Annotated in this window: 15 protein-coding genes; 11 read left to right on the top strand and 4 right to left on the bottom strand. The window is 61.0% G+C overall.

Annotation, left to right across the window (positions count from 1 at the left end):
- The first annotated feature begins 811 nt into the window (after positions 1–811).
- On the top strand, positions 812–2074 hold the full coding sequence (locus AU252_RS01570; protein ID WP_240484299.1) for an SLC13 family permease: 1263 nt from the start codon (positions 812–814) through the stop codon (positions 2072–2074).
- A gap of 26 nt (positions 2075–2100) precedes the next feature.
- Here the strand turns inward: AU252_RS01570 and AU252_RS23725 are convergent, their stop codons facing one another.
- Positions 2101–2280, bottom strand: coding sequence for a hypothetical protein (locus tag AU252_RS23725; protein ID WP_157768913.1), 180 nt, complete (start codon positions 2278–2280; stop codon positions 2101–2103).
- Between the two features lie 484 nt (positions 2281–2764).
- Here AU252_RS23725 and AU252_RS01565 point away from each other — a divergent pair, with 484 nt between their 5' ends.
- The 8 genes from AU252_RS01565 to AU252_RS01530 all read left to right on the top strand — a co-directional run bounded on the left by AU252_RS01565 (position 2765) and on the right by AU252_RS01530 (position 13580).
- Positions 2765–4117, top strand: a complete 1353-nt coding sequence (locus AU252_RS01565; protein ID WP_058929225.1) for an FAD-dependent oxidoreductase — start codon at positions 2765–2767, stop codon at positions 4115–4117.
- 61 nt (positions 4118–4178) lie between these two features.
- Positions 4179–4658 (top strand): flavodoxin domain-containing protein, encoded by a 480-nt coding sequence (locus tag AU252_RS01560; protein ID WP_058929224.1) that lies wholly within the window; start codon positions 4179–4181, stop codon positions 4656–4658.
- 139 nt (positions 4659–4797) lie between these two features.
- Positions 4798–6324, top strand: coding sequence for an aldehyde dehydrogenase (locus tag AU252_RS01555; RefSeq protein WP_058929223.1), 1527 nt, complete (start codon positions 4798–4800; stop codon positions 6322–6324).
- 165 nt (positions 6325–6489) lie between these two features.
- On the top strand, positions 6490–7491 hold the full coding sequence (locus AU252_RS01550; RefSeq protein WP_058929222.1) for a zinc-binding dehydrogenase: 1002 nt from the start codon (positions 6490–6492) through the stop codon (positions 7489–7491).
- A 655-nt stretch (positions 7492–8146) separates the two neighbouring features.
- A complete protein-coding gene (locus AU252_RS01545; RefSeq protein ID WP_058932688.1) occupies positions 8147–9706 on the top strand; it encodes a Re/Si-specific NAD(P)(+) transhydrogenase subunit alpha in 1560 nt (519 codons plus the stop codon).
- The gene (gene pntB, locus AU252_RS01540; RefSeq protein ID WP_240484298.1) at positions 9703–11178 is read left to right on the top strand and encodes a Re/Si-specific NAD(P)(+) transhydrogenase subunit beta; all 1476 of its coding nucleotides are present in this window, start codon (positions 9703–9705) and stop codon (positions 11176–11178) included. Before AU252_RS01545 ends, pntB begins: the two co-directional genes overlap by 4 nt.
- 240 nt (positions 11179–11418) lie before the next feature.
- Complete coding sequence (locus AU252_RS01535) at positions 11419–12954, top strand: MDR family MFS transporter (RefSeq protein WP_083510211.1); 1536 nt, start codon at positions 11419–11421, stop codon at positions 12952–12954.
- Between the two features lie 236 nt (positions 12955–13190).
- Entirely contained in the window at positions 13191–13580 is a 390-nt protein-coding gene (locus AU252_RS01530; protein ID WP_058929221.1) for a MerR family transcriptional regulator, read from the top strand.
- Positions 13581–13673: 93 nt separating this feature from the next.
- Here the strand turns inward: AU252_RS01530 and AU252_RS01525 are convergent, their stop codons facing one another.
- From AU252_RS01525 to AU252_RS01520, 3 genes are all read right to left on the bottom strand, one after another.
- Positions 13674–13967 carry a DUF1330 domain-containing protein gene (locus tag AU252_RS01525; protein ID WP_058929220.1) on the bottom strand — a complete coding sequence of 98 codons (294 nt, stop codon included), beginning with the start codon at positions 13965–13967 and terminating at the stop codon, positions 13674–13676.
- Positions 13918–14301: an electron transfer flavoprotein subunit beta/FixA family protein gene (locus AU252_RS22990; RefSeq protein WP_083510210.1), complete on the bottom strand. Its 384-nt coding sequence runs from the start codon at positions 14299–14301 to the stop codon at positions 13918–13920. Before AU252_RS22990 ends, AU252_RS01525 begins: the two co-directional genes overlap by 50 nt.
- 93 nt (positions 14302–14394) lie before the next feature.
- Positions 14395–16008, bottom strand: a complete 1614-nt coding sequence (locus tag AU252_RS01520) for an AMP-binding protein (protein ID WP_058929219.1) — start codon at positions 16006–16008, stop codon at positions 14395–14397.
- 481 nt (positions 16009–16489) lie between these two features.
- On the opposite strand from AU252_RS01520, the gene AU252_RS01515 reads away from it, so the two are divergent.
- Positions 16490–17686 (top strand): acyl-CoA dehydrogenase family protein, encoded by a 1197-nt coding sequence (locus tag AU252_RS01515; RefSeq protein WP_058929218.1) that lies wholly within the window; start codon positions 16490–16492, stop codon positions 17684–17686.
- Entirely contained in the window at positions 17683–18852 is a 1170-nt protein-coding gene (locus AU252_RS01510; protein WP_058929217.1) for an acetyl-CoA C-acyltransferase, read from the top strand. Before AU252_RS01515 ends, AU252_RS01510 begins: the two co-directional genes overlap by 4 nt.
- The last annotated feature ends 356 nt before the right edge of the window (positions 18853–19208 follow it).

The raw sequence follows: 19208 nt of genomic DNA, 5'->3' as shown, positions 1-19208 counted from the left end.
ACTCGGACTGGCAGCAGATCAGTGGCAGAAAAGCCCAAGGACCAGAGCGGCATTAACTAACTAGATGGTTGAAACTATATATGCGCTCGATGATCTAGGCAAGCCTTGACGGTCGCGGGATGAGGGTGGGCGAGTTACCGACCGAAGTGGGATTGACTCCGTACTAACCGTTTGGTTGACTACTGTGGCAGCCTGTGGATTGTGAGACAGGTTACATGTAGAACATCTTCATGGGACGGTGCCGTCCGCATCGCTGAACCTGGCTCTAGGCACAACAGTTGCGCCATCCGCAAAGCAACTTCGCCTACCCCCGGGCGCTGAAGAACTCATGCACTGACGCTAGGTGGGCCCAAACCTACTCTGTACGGCAGGCGCCGCGGAGTTCCTGGCCAAGGTCCGGGGCACCATGGACTCCGTATCGCTGTCGCGACTACTCTGCGCGCGGACCGTGGCAAACCGCCAGGGTGGAAGCGGGAGGGCAAGCAGCAATATGGGGCGTGGTGGGCTCGGGGTTCAGGCAACTCGGTATCTGATTTTGAAAAGCATTTATGAGGTGGAGCTGTCGGAGCAACGAGAAGATCTACGGCGACTGGCCTTTCCCAATTGCGCTTGCGCATATAGAAGTGGGCCTCACCACCATTTAGACCAGCTCTGGGCCTCTTGAATCAGACTTTCCTAGCAAATACGGACCATCGGGTTCGAGGATGAACTGGGGAACGACAATCGAGCGGCGCAACGATGCGTCGCTCAAACTTGCACACGAAAGGCCACTATGGGTCCCGAATTAATCTCCATAATCGTCCTCGCCATCATGTTCGTCATCGCCACGTGGAGAGATGTCAACATGGGCTTGTTGGGCTTCATCGCAGCAGTAGGTGTTGGCTCGTTGGTGCTTGGGCAGAAGATCAACGAGTCTCTGGCCGGCTTCCCGGTCGACCTGTTCCTTATTCTCGTGGGTCTGACGTATCTGTTTGGGTTCGCGCAAAATAACGGGTCCATCGAGGTTATCGTCAATTGGTGCGTGAGGCTGGTCAGAGGCCGAATGGAGCTCCTGCCGTGGGCGTTTTTCGGGCTTACGGCTGTGATGATGGGATTCGGTGCCCTGGCTGTGGTGGGGATCGTAACCCCGCTGGCCCTCACTGTTGCCCGTCGTCATGGCATCAACCAGTTCATGATGGGTCTTATGGTGGCCCACGGCGCCGTCGCTGGGGCGTTTTCCCCGATCAGCGTTTATGGGATCTTTATCAATGGATATCTCGATAGCGCCGGGTTCCCTCCCGCCCCGCTGACGCTGTTCCTGATGCCGCTGGCTTTCAACACGATTTTCGCCGCCATTATCTACGCGCTCCTGCGCAACCGGCCGGGTTTGCGGGTAGAGGGCGACGCCGGATCGGACCTGACCGGAGTTCCCGGCTCGGGCCCCGGGACAAGGATCCAGGCCGGGGGAACGATCGTCGATGTGAAGACTCGGGTTACCGGCACTCAGGTTCTCACTCTGCTGGGGCTGGGCGCGATGGTGCTGTCCGTGCTGGTGTTCGGTTTGAATTTGGGAGTTGTGACCCTTGTTATCTCAGTGATCCTGGCGATCATAGACCCCGCTGCGGGCAAAGCCGCGCTGTCGAAGGTGTCGTGGCCGATCGTCGTGCTGGTCACCGGGGTGCTGACTTACATAGTCGTGCTGCAGTCCGCTGGCGCGGTGGAGTGGGTCTCCGGTGGGATCTCCGCGGTTGGCATCCCATTGCTGGCGGCGCTCCTGCTGTTTTACATGGCAGGACTGATCTCCGCGCTGGCCTCCTCGCTGGCGATCATAGGCGTGGTTATGGCGCTTGCCCTGCCATTCCTGCAGTCCGGCGACGTGCACGTAGGGGGATTCATCGCAGCCTTGGCGATCTCGGCCACGATTGTGGACATCAGCCCGTTCTCCAGCAACGGCGCAATGCTGCTGGCCAATGTGGAAGCTTCGATCCGCGACCGCTACTACAAGCAGCTGCTCGCTTATGCTGGTTTTCTCTGCCTCGTTGGACCGGGCCTGGCTTGGTTCGTCGCCGCCATTCCGACGTGGATAGGGGCGTAGCGGGAACAGCCTGAGGCGAAGAGCCGCTATCCGCCGGGGACATCCGCTCGGTTTCCATCTTGAGTGAGCGGGACCTTCCAGCCCGCTGCCCGAGGCCCGGGGACTTCGTGGACGCCGTACAGCTCGAAGTCAGCGAGAATGAGGTCGTCGTTGCCCATCGGTGGGATAACGACCCCGCCGCCAGGCGTGGCCAAGGTATCGGTCACGAGGACATCTTTCCCCTGCAGTTAGCTATGCGTGGCTTGGCTGCGTCAATTTGGCTGCCAGGGCGCCGGAGGCGGCCCTCCTTTTCTAAGCGTCCAGTTGTATATTCACGACCCTGAACCAGGGGCGACCCAGAACATTGCCCCTACCTGAATCCCTATCGTCCTCCCCACATAGAAGAGGTTGATTTTTCGGCCGTAGCGCAGCTTAGAAGCTTCGGAAATTCCTCTACCGGAAAGTGTGCGCGGCCGGCGACACGCCGGTCGGTATTGACCGTTGATCAACTGTTTGGTTAACTGCTCTAAAAGGTCTTGCGCTTGTGAGACACGTAACATGGAGGTTGTTTTGAAGGACACTGCCGTCCCCAGGGCTGGAGACAAAGCTCGGTGCGAGACTTTCGTCGCCCGCGAGGCGAACCTGCCTACCCATGAAGTTATTGGAGGCTGATTCGTGTCGTCTCAGATGCAATCAGGAACCAGCGTCGAAATGACTGACAGCACCGTTCAGCCTGTGGGCCTTAATGTAGCCATAGTCGGGAGCGGTCCAGCCGGGTGCTACACCGCTCAGTTCCTCAAGAGAGCTCTTCCGACGTGCGACATTACCGTTTTTGAACGGTTGCCCGTTCCCTATGGACTGATCCGCTACGGCGTGGCGCCGGATCATCAGGGAACTAAGGCCGTGACGAAGCAGTTTGATCGGCTCTTTCAGAGCGACGGAGTGAGGTTCGCAGGCAATGTGTCCGTGGGCGACCACGTATCGCTGGACGTGCTCCGCGAGAAGTTCGACGTGGTCGTCCTTGCAACCGGGCTCTACGGGGACAGGGGCCTCGAAATCCCGGGAAGCACCCTGCCTGGTGTCATCAGTTCTGGGCAGCTGACCCGTTCTTTCAACAGGCATCCCGACGAGGATCCATCCGAACTTTCGCTGGGTGAGAACTTGATCGTCCTCGGGCATGGAAATGTCGCCATCGACATTGTGCGACTCGTGACCGCGCCGCAGGCACTGTTGGCGGGTTCTGACGTTGACGACGAAGCGCTGGCGTTTCAGGCCGGACGCCTGCAACGGGTGGACGTTGTAGGCCGATCCAGTGCTCAGGACGCAAAGTTCGACAGTGTCATGATTCGCGAGCTGGCGGGCAGGCCGGGCATACGTTTCCGGTCGGAGGGCCTCAACGAGGACCACGAGACGACAGACCGCACAGCAGCGGCCCGGGTGGCTGCCCTGCGTGACTTAGCGGATTCTACGGTCGGAGAAGCTCTGGTAGACGTTACATTTCACTTTGGCCTAATCCCAGAGGCCGTGTTGGGAACTGACTCAGTCGAGGGGTTGCGGTGCATCAGCACTCTCGAGGGCGGGCAACCTCAGGTCTTCGCAGCTGATGCGATTGTCACTGCAATTGGCTTCTGTGAGCGCGGGGACGAGGCCATCCAGCGCGCCGAACTTGTCGGCGCTGACACCGACCTTGATGTGGGAATTCTGGACCAGGGCCTGTTCTGTGTGGGTTGGTTGCGGAGAGGTCCGAGAGGCACCATCCCAGACAGCAGGGCCGATGCCCGACTTGTCGTCGACACAATCATTCGAAACTTGGAGGTCACACCACTCAAGAGCGACAAAGGGGGATATTCCTCCTTAGCGGGTGCGGTCAGGGATCGGGCGATTAGTTTCGAGCAGTGGCTCCGCATCGATCGGGTGGAGCGGGACAATGCAGCGACTGATCGCATGCGGAACAAGCTGGTCGATTTTTCTCACATGCGTCAGGTTGCAAGTGGGAGCTCAACGGTAACCGAGGAAGCGCCGACCCCACCGGCCGCCGCCGCAGCGTTGCCAACTGCGAATTAACAATGATGGGCCGGGAGGCACCCGTGTCCCGTCCACCAACGCTGGCGTAAAGGAAATTCTCATGAACACGATCATTCTCTTCGGCACTGAATCAGGAAACGCAGAACTCGTTGCCTTTGACCTTGCTGACCACTTGAATCAGTCAGCCGGGGTCGCGGTCCACGACATGTCGACGTTCGACGTCACCGAACTGGACCGCACCGCGTTGCACATTTTTGTCTGCTCGACCTACGGGGAAGGCGATCTCCCGGTGGGCGCTGAGCCGTTCCACCAAGCACTCGATGCGCTAGCCCCGGACCTGACCGGGCTCAGGTACGCGATATTCGGTCTGGGCGATAGCACATACCACGAAACCTACAGCCACGGAAGCGAAATCATCGATGCGCTCCTCACCCGTCTGGGTGCCCAACGCGTGTCGACCTACGGCCGGCACGACGCTGCCAGTAACTCGGACGCCACCGAACTTGCCTTGGCCTGGGCCGACAGCCTCACCGAGGAGTTGGAGGCTGCTCCAGCCTGTCCCTTCATGAGCCAGCACTGAGCGGCAGCTTAGAGCTGCCACTAATTACCACAGACCGGAAGTTCTCCAGGGATCATTCCCTGCAACGAAGATCACCCCCTACGCCATTTTGTCCAACTGACGCAATGACTTGAAGAATATGGAAAGGTCGAAAGATCAAATGACCACAACGAACGAACGGCACGTCGCCGAAAGATTTTCGGTAGAGAGCGATCGCTCTTACTCCATGTTGATAGACGGCGCTTGGGTGCAGTCCAGCAGCGGTGAGACCTTCGCTTGCGTAGATCCATATGACAACGCGAGTTGGGGCAGAGTCCCCGCGGCAACTGTCGAGGACGTCGACCGGGCAGTCAGGGCAGCTCGTCGGGCGTTCGACGAAGGCGGATGGCCGCAAACGTTGCCATCCCAGCGGGCAGCTCTGCTGCGCCGTTTCGCGGACCTGCTGACGGAAAATGCCGACGAGCTCGCACGCGGACAAATCCATGAGAACGGTAAGCTCATCGGCGAAATGACGTGGGGTGCGCTCCAGATGGGGCAGCACGCGCACTACGTCGCTGGGCTCGCCGAGACGATTCAGGGCCGGACAATCGAGTCGAACTGGCCCAACACCGCCGCATTCACTTTCCGAGAGCCGATTGGGGTGGTGGCCATGATCACCCCATGGAACTCACCGCTGATGCTTCTGTCATGGAAGTTGTTCGCAGCGTTAGCAGCCGGCAACACTGTGGTAATCAAGCCCTCGGAGGCCACCCCAACCTCGACGTTGAGGATGGCGGAACTGGCCATGGAGGCTGGCTTCCCGCCCGGCGTAATCAACGTCGTCACCGGGTTCGGACAGCCCACCGGATCAGCGCTGGTCGATCACCGAGGGGTGGACAAGATCGCCTTCACCGGCTCGACGTCCGCTGGTCGCGCAATCAACAAACAGGCCGCTGAGCGATTCGCGCGGGTAACGCTCGAGTTGGGCGGCAAGTCTCCCAACATCATCTTTTCCGATGCTGATATTGACAACGCAGTGCATGGTGCCATGGCCGGGATTTTTGGAGCAACCGGGCAGACCTGCATGGGTGGTTCCCGAGTACTGGTTCAGGACTCGATCTATGACGATTTCGTTGACCGCATGGCCCGCGCTACACAGGCCTTGACGTTGGGTGACCCACTCGACCCCACTGTCGACATGGGTCCTGTCTCGAACCGCGCTCAATTCCAAAAGGTTATCGACTATGTCGACCTTGGGCAGTCGGAGGGAGCCGAAGTTGTCGCCGGCGGAGCCAGGTGTATGACGACCAGCGAACTCAGCAAGGGACTCTTCTTCGAACCGACAGTGTTCGCCAACGTAAGCAACGAATCTCGACTTGCCCAAGAGGAGATCTTCGGACCGGTCGCCAGCATCATCCGGTTCCGCGACGAGGACGAGGCGGTTAAGATCGCCAATGCCAGCGATTTCGGTCTCGCGGCAGGTGTTTGGACGAATGACGTAAGCCGGGCCCACCGCATGATCCGCCGCGTCCGAAGCGGCACGGTGTGGGTGAACACATACCGCTTGACAAACTATTCGGTCCCTTTCGGTGGCTTCAAACAAAGTGGCATCGGCCGTGAGCTCGGTCCAGATGCACTCGACGCATACACCGAAGTCAAGTCGGCCTGGATTGACCTCGGAAACCAGCAGGCATTCGGCCGTCACTAGCCACAACTTAATCGTGCCGCGATCTGGAACGGGGCTCCGGGGCGGTGGGCAAGCTTGACCGTGAGGCTGCGGCTTGCCCAGGACACCCCACACACCGCCCCGGCGCCCCTTCGGGCGACGGTGCCCCTCCAGCGTCAAATAATAGGAGACAACGTAGTGTCAGCCATGAAGGCCTGGAGCATAGACTTCGCCACTGGTAAGTTCGGCATCCGGGAGGTCCCGATCCCCGAACCGGGACCGGACGAAGTCCGTATCAAGGTCCGCGCCGCGGGTGTGTGTCTGTCGGATGTCCATCTCATCAGTGGAGACATCGGCCCGATGCGGAACGTCAACGCTGTACGCACTCTCGGACACGAAGTTGCCGGGACCGTAGATGCGTTTGGATCGCTCGTCGACGGATGGAAGGAGGGTGACCGAGTCACCCTCCAGGCAGTGATCGCCAGGAGTTGGGGTGTCGATACTATGGGCCTGGACTACGACGGCGGCTGGGCTGACTACGTCGTGGTGCCCCAGCAGGTACTTGTATCCATTCCTGACAATCTCCCGTTCGACCAAGCCTGCATCATTCCCGACGCTGTAGCGACACCTTGGGCGGCGATCTGCAACACCGCCAAGGTGGTCGCGGGGGAGTCAGCTGCAGTGTGGGGAGTGGGCGGCCTCGGGCTCCACGCCATTCAGCTATTGAGAATGATCGGTGCAAGTCCCATCATCGCAGTGGACCCTCTCAGGGCTGCGCGGGAGAAAGCAATGAGTCGCGGCGCCGACGCGGCACTTGACCCGACAGAGCCTGGTTTTCGAGAAGAGGTACGCAAGCTGAATGGCGGCCGTGGAATCGACGCAGGGTTCGATTTCGCAGGATTTCCGGGTATCGCCGAACAGATACTCGCGTTGCTGAACACCAATGGTCGGTTGACGATCGCGGGGCTGAGCGGCAAGCCATTCACCGTCCAGGACTCTATTTCTCTCATCCGATACCAGCACAAGATCCTTGGGCACTACGGCTACTTACCACCGCATGTCGAGCAACTCGTTCGACTCGTCAGCTGGGGTCGCATCGACCTGTCGGGTTCTATTTCCGACCACCTTCCGCTCGACGCAGCGGATGAGGCTGTGCGCCGCCTGCGAGACAAAATCGGGGATCCCATCCGTTTGGTCCTTGTGCCTTAAGTGTGACAGCGCCATACCTGCCTAACCTCCACAGCACACCGACTCTCGGAAGACTGTCGGATCGGATATCGGTAGATATCAGGGTCGAGCACTCTTCTTCGTCGTCGACCTACGGCATGAACCGATTTTTGCTGCTGGCCACACCTTCGAACACCTACGAGACGGGCGGGTGACCGCGGCAGACCCCGACGTGGCGAACGTTGCGGTCGGTGCCATCACGGACGAGGTTTTGGGGAAGTTCGCCAGCGCCTACTTCCCCCTATCCGACAGCGCTGGCGTCAAGGCCGGTGGCTTAGTTCACGCACAGGTCCGCCCACAGTCTGCCGCGCAACGTCCTGCAATTCGCCAACCGGTGGGCACGCAGGCAAGACCTGAGCGGGATACCCGCCGACACGGCTCGGCGCCTATGTCAACAAATCCACTCCGAATCGGTGTTGGATCAGAAAGCGGTCGTAGCTGCCTCAACGGGGCTAGGAGCGATCGAGAACAAGAAGGCCGTCAACCGTCACGGTTTTTAAGGTCAACCGTCACGGTCTTTAAGTGCGGCACGAGGGTGCGCGCTGACGCCGGTCGTAAACGCAAGTGAGATTCTGTACGGGCCGCCTAGACAAAATGGACACAGGCCGCCTAGATAAATGGATGAGAGAGAGTGAACGTGACACGTATTGGCATTGTGGCCGAGTTAGGTCGCGAGACGAGGGTGGCGGCGACGCCCACCACGGTGGGGCAGTTGTTGGGTTTGGGCTACGAGGTTTTGGTCGAGAAGGGTGCGGGGGAGTCCGCGTCGTTCCGTGATGAGGCGTACGAGGCCGCGGGTGCCCTGATTGTTGGGGCTGATGAGGCGTGGGGCAGTGAGGTGGTGCTGCGGATCAATCCGCCCACCGAGGATGAGATCGGCCGGCTGGCCGAGGGTGCGACGCTGATCGGGTCGCTGAGCCCGGGCCTGCGGCCGGACCTGGTGGAAGCCCTAGCGGCTCGTCCGATCACCGCGCTGGCCTTGGACGCGGTGCCTCGGATCTCGCGGGCGCAGTCGATGGATGTGCTCAGTTCGATGGCGAACATCGCCGGCTACCGTGCTGTGATCGAGGCAGCCCACGAGTTCGGCAGGTTCTTCACCGGCCAGGTGACCGCAGCGGGCAAGGTTCCGCCAGCGAAAGTCCTGGTGGCCGGTGCGGGCGTAGCCGGCCTCGCAGCCATTGGCGCCGCCAGCAGCCTCGGGGCGATTGTGCGCGCGACCGACCCCCGGCCGGAGGTCGCCGACCAGGTGAAGTCGATCGGTGGAACCTACCTCAAGGTCGAGGTCGAGGAAGAGATGAAGTCCTCCGACGGGTATGCCAGGGCCACCTCCGAGGCCTACAACGCCCGGGCTGCGGAGATCTACTCGGAGCAGGCCAGGGATGTGGACATCATCATCACCACGGCCCTGATCCCGGGCCGTCCTGCGCCGAAGCTGCTCACGGCCGAGGACGTGGCCGGCATGAAGTCCGGCAGCGTCATTGTTGATATGGCTGCCGGGCAGGGCGGGAACGTGGAGGGCTCCGTCGCCGGAGAACGCGTGGTCACGGAGAACGGTGTGGTGATCCTGGGCTATACGGATCTGCCGGCCAGGTTGCCGGCCCAGGCCTCCCAGCTGTACGGAACGAACATGCTGAACCTCCTCAAGCTGCTGACCAAGGACAAGGACGGCCAGCTCAGGATCGATTTCGACGACGTCGTGCAGCGCTCGGTGACGGTGGTCCGGGACGGGGAGAAAACCTGGCCGCCGCCCCCGGTCCAAGTCTCCGTCGCACCCCAAGTCAAGACGGAAGCCGGGACGGCCGCCAACCATACTGCGCCGAAAAAGAAGCAAGGCCTCAGCCCTGCCGGTAAGGCCGGGCTCTTTGCCGCGGGCATCGCTGCACTGTTTGTGGTCAACGCGGTTGCCCCGGCGCCGCTGCCGCAGCACTTCACGGTGCTGATGCTTTCAATCGTGGTCGGCTTCTATGTCATCGGGAAAGTCCACCACGCCCTGCACACTCCTCTGATGTCCGTCACGAACGCGATCTCCGGGATCATCGTCGTCGGCGCGCTCCTGCAGGTCACGTCGGACAACATCGTGATGCAGGTGCTCGCCGCCGTCGCGGTCCTGCTGGCCAGCATTAACATCTTCGGCGGGTTCGCTGTCACCCGGCGGATGCTCGCGATGTTCTCCCGCGGTGAGAAGGCACGTTCATGAGCGCCGTACCCGAAGCAGCAGCCCGAATCGTCTCGAGGAGCCTTAACGTGTCTGACACCGTCTCCGGTCCGCTGACCGCCGACTCCATCGCGGGCGCGGCCTACATCGTCGCGGCCCTGCTCTTCATCCTCAGCCTCGCCGGGCTGAGCAAGCACGAGAAGGCCCGCGCCGGGGTCATCTACGGCATAACAGGGATGGCCATCGCCCTCGCCGCGACCATCTGGCTGACCCTGCAGGACGCCTGGGGCACCGGCCATGGCCTGACCGGGCTAGGACTGCTGGTGGCCGCGGTGCTGGTCGGCGGCGCCATCGGGCTCTGGCGCGCCCGGGTCGTGGAAATGACCGGCATGCCTGAACTGATTGCCCTGCTGCACAGCTTCGTTGGCTTCGCCGCTGTGCTGGTGGGCTGGAACGGGCACCTCGAAGCCCCGGCCCTGTCCCCGGACCTGATGGCGATCCACCATGCTGAGGTGTTCATCGGCGTGTTCATTGGCGCGGTGACCTTCACCGGTTCGATCGTGGCGTTCCTGAAACTCTCGGCCAGGATGAAGTCCTCACCGCTGATGCTGCCGGGCAAGAACGCGATCAACCTTGGCGCCCTCGCCGCGTTCATCGTGCTGACTGTCTGGTACGTCAACGACTCCCAGCTCTGGCTCCTTGTGGTTGTCACTCTGCTGGCCCTCGGGCTGGGCTGGCACCTGGTCGCCTCCATCGGCGGCGGCGACATGCCCGTCGTCGTGTCCATGCTCAACAGCTACTCCGGCTGGGCCGCTGCCGCTGCAGGTTTCCTGCTGAACAACGACCTGCTCATCATCACCGGCGCCCTGGTCGGCTCCTCCGGTGCCTACCTGTCCTACATCATGTGCAAGGCCATGAACCGGTCCTTCATCTCCGTGATCGCCGGCGGCTTCGGAATTGCCGCGCCCGCCGCGGCGGACGCGGAGTACGGCGAGCACCGCGAAATCACCGCGCAGGCGACTGCGGAAATGCTGTCCAACGCTTCCAGCGTGGTGATTACCCCTGGCTACGGCATGGCAGTGGCCCAGGCCCAGTACCCTGTCGCGGAACTGGCCCACCAGCTGCGCGAACGCGGTGTGAACGTCCGGTTCGGCATCCACCCGGTTGCCGGGCGCCTGCCCGGGCACATGAACGTGCTCCTCGCCGAAGCCAAGGTCCCGTACGACATCGTCCTGGAAATGGATGAAATCAACGAAGACCTCGGCGACACCTCCGTGGTCCTCGTGATCGGCGCGAACGACACCGTGAACCCCTCAGCGGCCGAGGACCCGGGAAGCCCCATCGCGGGGATGCCCGTCCTGCGGGTCTGGGAAGCCGAAAACGTCGTCGTATTCAAACGTTCCATGGCCGCCGGTTACGCAGGAGTCCAGAATCCCCTGTTCTTCCGCGACAACTCCCAAATGCTCTTCGGCGACGCCAAACAACGCGTCGAAGACATCCTCCGCGCTTTCTAACAGAGAGTGTGACCGCAGCTTTCAGCTCCAGGTGTCCGAGATTACAAGGATCCAAACTCTCGACACCTATATTAAGCCGCGGTGGGGTGGCACAGGCGGCCACTCGGGTCGCCGAACTTCGCAACGAAAACCGCCCCACCGCGTTCGCCGCCAACTGTGCATTAAGTGAGACTAAAGTTGCGGCGCTGGCCTGGTTTCCCCGGGCAGGATCTTGAACACCGACCGAAACGAGGACATGCGATGACGATCAAAGTTGAAGGAGTCGGATTTCGTTCCAAACGAGGGCCCGTCCTCATTGCCCTAATGCTTTCGACCAGCCTCGTCGCTATCGACGCAACAATCGTCGCTACTGCCGTGCCCTCGATTGTGAGCGACCTCGGTGGCTTTTCTTCGTTTCCGTGGATCTTTTCCGCTTACCTGCTTGCGCAGGCCGTCTCAGTGCCCGTTTACGCCAAACTATCCGACATCGCTGGTCGCAAACCGATCATTCTCACCGGCATCAGTTTGTTCCTGCTCGGTTCGATTCTTTGCGGGCTGGCGTGGAGCATGCCCGCACTCATCATCTTCCGTGTTCTACAGGGTCTGGGTGCAGGAGCGGTCCAACCCGTTGCCATCACGATCGTGGGAGACCTCTACTCCCTAGCCGAGCGGGCGAAGGTCCAGGGCTACCTCGCCAGCGTGTGGGCGGTCTCGTCCGTCGTTGGCCCAGTGCTGGGCGGTGTTTTCTCCTCGATCGGCATCTGGCGCGGAATCTTTCTCGTCAACATTCCGCTCTGCATTCTGGCCGGGTGGATGCTCCTTCGCAACTTCCATGAAAGCGTAGAGCCCGTCAAACATCGCGTCGACTACCTCGGAGCAGCTCTTCTGACGAGTGCCTTAAGCCTGCTCATCCTCGGAGCTCTCGAGGGCGATCAAGCGTGGGCATGGAACTCGCCTATCAGCATCGGGGTGCTCGGCAGCGGGGCGGTCTTACTTGCGGCGTTCCTCCTCGTTGAGCGCAGAGCCGCTGAGCCGGTTCTGCCGCCATGGGTCGTCTCGCGGCGCCTTTTAGCCACCACGGCATTGATCTCCTTCGGCGTTGGCGCAATCCTGCTCGGTCTCACTGCTTATGTTCCGACCTTCCTGGAAGGAACGCTCTCGGTCTCACCGGTTGTGGCCGGGCTTTCCGTCGCGGCATTGACGATTGGCTGGCCGGTGAGCGCTTCACAGTCGGGACGCCTGTATCTTCGGATCGGATTCAGGGCAACCGCGCTGATCGGCATCTCGGTCACAGTGATCGGTACGGGGGCACTGGCGATCACCGCGTACACGCCCAACGTCGTAATGGTCGCATCCAGCTGCTTCGTCATCGGTTTGGGACTCGGGCTGGTCTCAACCCCTGCCCTCGCCGCCGCCCAGTCCAGCGTGGAGTGGAACGAGCGCGGAGTAGTCACCGGCGCCAACCTCTTCGCGCGGTCAATCGGCAGTGCCCTGGGCGTCGCCGTCTTTGGCGCCATTGCAAATGCGATATACGCTGGCGAACCCAACGGCGGAATGAGCCTACCCGTCGTGGAGGCCTCTTCGGCAGTTTTCCTCGCCTTGGCCATCACTGCTGCTCTCAGCATCGTCACGGTCATGGCCATGCCGTCCACAGTCCACAGGCCCAGCAGCCCTCGAGGCAAGAAGTCCGGTCCTTTACTCGAAAAAGTGCCGACGTCAGACGGCCGCGAACCATCCAGGAGAGACCCAACCAGGGTCTGTGGAGATTTGCAGAACCCGGACGGGGATCATCACTAAATAGCTCGCTCCCCAGGCCCTGGCTCACCTCGGGCATACCGGCCGACATCGTCTCAAACACGATGGTCAGGAAGCCTCTTGCTGTCAGCGCGAACAGGCTTCGAAGCGGTCGACGCTGAGGACCGCGTCTCCTTCGGGCTGTGTTGTACTAGTGTCATAAACCTTACGGTGAATGGTTGACACTCGCGTGAACGTCAAGCCGGACGCCGACCAACTTTCACTGAGAAGGCAAAGACATGCGAATTGGAGAGCTCGCGAAACTCTCGAACACCCCCACCAGATCCCTGCGGTACTACGAAGAGCAGGGACTGATCGTCCCGCGGCGCCTGGATAACGGCTATCGGGAGTACGACCCGCACCTGATCGACAGGGCAGTCCAGATCCGCGGCCTGATCGACAGTGGCGTCCCGACCAGGATAATCGCCCTGATCCTTCCCTGCCTGGACAAGCCGCGCGGGATCGTACCCGAAGACATCGAACCGGAACTGCTGACCATCCTCCGCCAAGAGCGCGACAAGATGAGCCACCGCATCGACTTCCTCACACGCAACCGCGACTCCATCGCGGTCTACATTGATGCAGCGGACGCTGCCCTCGAACGCCGCACCGCGGGCTCCGCTGCGTAAACGAAACCGGTCCAGCCCAATAACAGGTAGCTGGGCATGAGTGCACGTGTACGTCCGTTGCCGGCCAGCGCAAGCAAATTCGTGGATTCGGGGCTAAGCTTCGACGCCCTCGACGATGAACACGCGGTACTCGGCTCCCTTCAGACGGTGCTTGAGGGCTTCCTGATAGAGGGGAGTGTCGTACAGGGCACGTGCTTCGGTGACCGTTGCGAACTCGAGGATGACTGCGCCGTCAACTGGCGCCCCTTCGAGGGTTTCGACCGCACCGTAGTAAGCGAGCGGCTTCACCATATGCCCGACCGAAGCCGCGGGGGCGGTTTCCTCGTACTTGCGGAACTCATCCGGGTCGGTGATTCGGTCCCGGACGTAGACTACGTATGCACTCATGGTTGGTCCTTTCAAGGCGGTACCAGATTGGTGGTGTGGTCCGCAGCGCATCGGCGCCGGCAAGTGCTGGGTCAGTGATGTGGACAGCCGAGTCGGCGCCCACCTGCAGGCTTTTCCGAATCGCCTTTCCCGCCGCGTCCGGACCCATGGAAAGGACGACCACCTCGGTTCCCTTGTGGGAATCTTTGTAGGAGAGGGCCACGTCGAGGGAACGCTCGTTTATTTCGTCGGGAATCAACTCGACGTTTTGACGCTCCAACAGCCCGGTGGAAAGGTCAAGGCTGTGCCCGTCCTCGGTATCCGGTACCTGCTTCATAAGTACTACGTTCTTCATTGATCCACTCCTCTGAAATGCATGTTGAACCGATCTCGCGTGCTGAGAGAATGATTTGGTTGTCGCTGTGATTGGGACCCAGAAACTTGATCGTCACAGCCCTAGGACGGTCGAGGCCTCTTCGCGGAGTTGATTCTTCCTGATTTTCCCTGTCACGGTGGTCGGAAATTCGTCGACCACGATGACGTAGACCGGGATCTTGTAGCGGGCGATTTTGCCGTTGATGAATGCGCGTATTGCCGGGGCATCGAGGGGTTTGGTGCCCGCTTTCATTTTGATGCAGGCACAAAGTTCCTCTCCGTATTTTGCGTCAGGTACTCCGATGACCTGGACGTCTTCGATGTCCGGGTGACTGTAGAGATATTCCTCGATCTCCCGTGGATAGATGTTCTCTCCGCCACGAATGACCATGTCCTTGATGCGGCCCACTATGGTGCAGTAGCCGTCCTCCCGCATCACGCCGAGGTCCCCGGTGTGCATCCAACCGTCGGCGTCGATCGCCTCACGGGTCTTCTCCTCGTCGTTCCAATACCCCAACATCACGGAGTAGCCGCGGGTGCAGAACTCGCCCGTCTGGTCTCGCTCGACGGTGTCGCCTGTTGAGGGGTCAACGATCTTGACCTCCAGGTGAGGGTGAACACGACCGATCGTTGCAGTTCGACGCTCCACATCATCGTTTGCCCGGGTTTGGCAGGAAACCGGGCTTGTTTCGGTCATCCCGTAGGCGATGGAGATCTCGGTCAGGTTCATGTCCTCGATACAGCGCTGCATGACGTCCACAGGACATACAGAGCCAGCCATGATCCCCGTGCGGAGGCTTGTCAGGTCGTGGCTGCCGAACGTGGGGTGATTCTGCATGGCGATGAACATGGTGGGTACGCCGTATACGGCCGTGCATTTTTCGTCAGTTATGGCCCGGAGGGTTGCTTCTGCATCGAAGCCCGGCGATGGGATCACAATGGTGGTCCCGTGAGATACGCACCCCAGGCTGCCCATCACCATCCCGAAGCAGTGGTAAAACGGCACCGGGATACAGAGCCGATCATCGGGACCGAGGCGGATCAGTTCCGTAGTGAAATAGCCGTTATTGAGGATGTTTCTGTGGCTGAGAGTGGCCCCCTTCGGATACCCGGTGGTTCCCGAGGTGTATTGGATATTAATAGGGTCATCCGGCATCGTGTCCGCGAGTCGCTGAGCTACGACATGGTTTTCCACGGTACGGCCCGAATCGATGAGATGTGCCCAATCATCAGTGTCGATGTACGCGACCCGCTCCAGGGAGGGAGTTTCATCTGCCGCCTGCTCGATCATGGCCCGGTAGTCGCTCGACTTGAAACTGGAGGCGGTGATGAGCATCCGCAGCCCGCTGTGGTTGACGGCGTAAGAAAACTCATGCGTCCGGTACGCGGGATTGACATTGACCAGGATGACGCCGATCTTCGCTGTGGCGTACTGGACGAGTGTCCACTCGGCGCAGTTGGGCGCCCAGATGCCCAGACGGTCACCTTTCTCCAGGCCAGCGGCAACGAGCCCTTTGGCAAGATCATTGACGTCCCGATCCAGCTCAGCCCACGTCCATCGCCGCCCGGAGGCTACCTCGACAAGAGCCTCGTTCCCGCTGTATTGGGCAACGGTCCGTTCAAAGGATTGGCCGATCGTTTCGGAAAGAAGGGGCGGCACCACCGCGCCCTTTTCGTAAGACTTCATCCTTGCCCGCCAACGCCGTGGCCGATGAAGGGGCGGTGTTTTTGGTTGGCGGTACGCCTGGCAGGTTTTGTCATATTGGGAGCATTCGTATCGGTGCCTGGCAACGCTGTCACAGTCACATCACTCAAAGTGCATCCGTTCTCGTAAGGGGCGTCGGTGAGAAGCCGTTCAAGGGGAAGGGGAATTTCGAGGTGGCGGCCGGCCAGCGGATTTTCCCCGGCCTTGCCGCCCCTCAACTGGCGGTCTTGATCAGGCTTCAGGCCCGGGTGGCGGGGTTGGAGCCTGCAGGACCACCCTGTGCTAGGGGTCACATCTGCACGTGGTAGACACCACAGTTAATAAAGACTAACCTAAATTTCAGTTAAATCCCACTAACCGAGTCGGCAATTTTTGGCGCGTTCACCCCATTGCCGAACCAATAAAACTGGCACCGACTCTGCCGCGGCAGAACAGACCTAGCAACAAAAAGGAAGTCACATACATGGTTGATTTTGAGCTCAGTGAAGAGCACCAGGACCTCATCAAGACCGTCCGCGAGTTCGCTGACGAAGTCATTGCGCCGGTCTCGGCCAAGCACGACGAGGAGCACAGCTTCCCCTACGAAGTGGTGTCCCAGATGGCCGACATGGGCCTCTTCGGGCTGCCGTTCCCGGAGGAATACGGCGGGATGGGCGGGGACTACTTCGCCCTGGCACTCGCCCTCGAACAGCTGGGCCGCGTGGACCAGTCCGTGGCCATCACCCTGGAAGCAGGCGTCTCCCTCGGCGCGATGCCGGTGTACCGGTTCGGCACCGAGGCCCAGAAGGAGGAATGGCTCCCGCTGCTGGCTTCCGGCAAGGCGCTCGCCGGCTTCGGACTCACGGAGCCGGAAGCAGGCTCTGACGCCGGCGGGACTAAGACCCACGCCCATCGTCAGAACGGCGACTGGGTGATCAACGGCAACAAGGAATTCATCACCAACTCCGGGACCGACATCACGCGGCTGGTCACGGTCACCGCGGTGACGGGTCGGAAGGAACGCAAGGATGGCAGCCTCAAGAAGGAGATTTCCACCATCCTGGTGCCCACCAACACGCCCGGGTTCAAGGCGGAGAAGGCCTACAACAAGGTAGGCTGGAACGCCTCGGACACGCACCCGTTGACGCTCAAGGACGTCCGCGTGCCGGAGGCGAACCTGCTCGGTGCGGAGGGGCGGGGTTACGCGAATTTCCTTTCCATCCTGGACGAGGGCCGGATTGCCATCGCGGCTTTGGCGACGGGGGCGGCGCAGGGCTGCGTGGACCAATCGGTGAGATACGCCAGGGAGCGAAGCGCTTTTGGCCAGAACATCGGCAAATACCAGGCCATCGCGTTCAAGATCGCCCGCATGCAGGCCAGGGCCCACACCGCCCGCCTGGCCTACTACGACGCCGCCGCAAGAATGCTCGCCGGAAGACCGTTCAAGACCCAGGCCGCCATCGCTAAGATGGTCGCAGGCGAGGCAGCCATGGACAACGCGCGGGACGCCACTCAGGTATTCGGCGGCTATGGCTTCATCAACGAATTCACCGTGGCACGCCACTACCGCGACTCCAAGATCCTTGAAGTTGGCGAGGGCACCACCGAGGTCCAGTTGATGCTCATCGCCCGCGAACTTGGACTTGACACGCCGTCCCAGCGCGTAGGAGCCCACGCATGACCGCGCTGATTGCCGGCTACGCCCGGACCCCATTCTCCCGGTTCAACGGCCGCTTCGCCTCCATCCCTGCCACAGCCCTCGGTGCCCATGCGATCACCGCAGCCCTGCGCCGCGCCGGCGTGACTCCCACTGACGTGCAGTACGTCATCGCCGGACACGTACTGCAGGCCGGCACTGGGCAGAACCCGGCCCGACAGTCCGCCGTAGGAGCAGACATCCCGCTGACAATCCCGGCGCTGACGCTGAATGCAGTGTGCCTCTCCGGGATGGAGGCTGTCGTCGCCGCAGAACGCATGATCTCCGGCGGCGAGGCGGACATTGTCGTCGCGGTAGGCCAGGAGTCTATGTCCCTTGCTCCCCACGTCTTCCACGCGCGGGCCGGGCAAAAATATGGCGCACTGGAAGTCATGGACACCCTTGAGCTCGATGGCCTGACGGACGCCTTCGAAAGGCGCTCGATGGGTATCTCGACCGAAGACGGCAATACGGCCTACGGCCTGGATAGAACCTGTCAGGATGCCTGGGCAGCTGCCTCCCACCAGCGCGCCGATGCCCACACGGCATTTCTTGCCGGAGAGATCGAACCCTACACAGTGGTCTCGAGCCGTGGAAACACCGTCGTAGCTGACGACGACGGGGTCCGGACCGGAACCACCACGGAGTCGCTCGCGAGCCTGCGGACGGCATTCGGCAAGGAAGGCACGATAACGGCAGGGAACTCCTCGCAGATCACTGACGGGGCAGCCGCGCTGGTATTGGTAAGCGAATCCGCCGCCGATCAACTAGGCCTGTCACCCCTGGCCAGGGTGGAGTCCCACGCGCTAGTGGCAGGTCCTGACGTGCGGCTTCACGACCAGCCCGCCAACGCCATCCTTGCCGCCCTTAGGAGCATTGGCGCCGGGACGGAAGACCTCACAGCCGTGGAGATAAACGAAGCATTCGCAGCGGTATCCGTCCAATCGGTCCGCACGCTCGGGGTCAGTCCCGACATCGTCAATACACGCGGCGGTGCAATCGCGCTCGGACACCCCATCGGCGCATCCGGTGCCCGAATCGTCGGGACGTTGGCACGGCAACTCGTCGAACTCGGACCGGGACGGCTGGGCGCCGCAGCCATCTGCGGCGGCGGCGGCCAGGGATCGGCCATCGTTCTCAGATCACTTTAGGTTCCGTTCAGTACGCCTATGAAGTCCTCTCGATGCGTGCCGCGCAAGATAAATCTTGCTTCCACTGCATTTCACTAATGATTATTTCTTCGAGGGACCACTGAACGTCGGGAATTACTCGCCTTGATCGTGAAACAACGTAAAACTGCTTCTGACCCGAGGAGACGCCAGATTCTCTAGGACATGTCCTTTTTCATCTAACTTGACGCAGCCATCGGCCTCTGCCCTGCGGTGCGACAACTGTAGTGGAACCGGATGTCGTGGAATTGTTCATTTCAGTGGTCGCACGGCAACGAATTGTGTCGCCGATTGCCAGAACCACGGCGGCGTGTGGCAGCCTGCCAGACCTCGCTGAC

It is taken from the genome of Pseudarthrobacter sulfonivorans, assembly GCF_001484605.1.
GTDB classification, from domain to species: Bacteria; Actinomycetota; Actinomycetes; order Actinomycetales; family Micrococcaceae; genus Arthrobacter; species Arthrobacter sulfonivorans_A.
Note: the sequence above shows the minus strand (reverse complement) of the source record. Positions and strands in the feature narration are given on the sequence as shown.

Bases quoted from the DNA above. Each gene is read 5' to 3' on its own strand.
- AU252_RS01570 (WP_240484299.1), top strand. From the start codon at position 812: ATGTTCGTCATCGCCACGTGGAGAGATGTCAACATGGGCTTGTTGGGC.
- AU252_RS01565 (WP_058929225.1), top strand. From the start codon at position 2,765: ATGACTGACAGCACCGTTCAGCCTGTGGGCCTTAATGTAGCCATAGTC.
- AU252_RS01560 (WP_058929224.1), top strand. From the start codon at position 4,179: ATGAACACGATCATTCTCTTCGGCACTGAATCAGGAAACGCAGAACTC.
- AU252_RS01555 (WP_058929223.1), top strand. From the start codon at position 4,798: ATGACCACAACGAACGAACGGCACGTCGCCGAAAGATTTTCGGTAGAG.
- AU252_RS01550 (WP_058929222.1), top strand. From the start codon at position 6,490: ATGAAGGCCTGGAGCATAGACTTCGCCACTGGTAAGTTCGGCATCCGG.
- pntB (WP_240484298.1), top strand. From the start codon at position 9,703: ATGAGCGCCGTACCCGAAGCAGCAGCCCGAATCGTCTCGAGGAGCCTT.
- AU252_RS01535 (WP_083510211.1), top strand. From the start codon at position 11,419: ATGACGATCAAAGTTGAAGGAGTCGGATTTCGTTCCAAACGAGGGCCC.
- AU252_RS01530 (WP_058929221.1), top strand. From the start codon at position 13,191: ATGCGAATTGGAGAGCTCGCGAAACTCTCGAACACCCCCACCAGATCC.
- AU252_RS01525 (WP_058929220.1), bottom strand. From the start codon at position 13,967: ATGAGTGCATACGTAGTCTACGTCCGGGACCGAATCACCGACCCGGAT.
- AU252_RS22990 (WP_083510210.1), bottom strand. From the start codon at position 14,301: ATGAAGAACGTAGTACTTATGAAGCAGGTACCGGATACCGAGGACGGG.
- AU252_RS01520 (WP_058929219.1), bottom strand. From the start codon at position 16,008: ATGAAGTCTTACGAAAAGGGCGCGGTGGTGCCGCCCCTTCTTTCCGAA.
- AU252_RS01515 (WP_058929218.1), top strand. From the start codon at position 16,490: ATGGTTGATTTTGAGCTCAGTGAAGAGCACCAGGACCTCATCAAGACC.
- AU252_RS01510 (WP_058929217.1), top strand. From the start codon at position 17,683: ATGACCGCGCTGATTGCCGGCTACGCCCGGACCCCATTCTCCCGGTTC.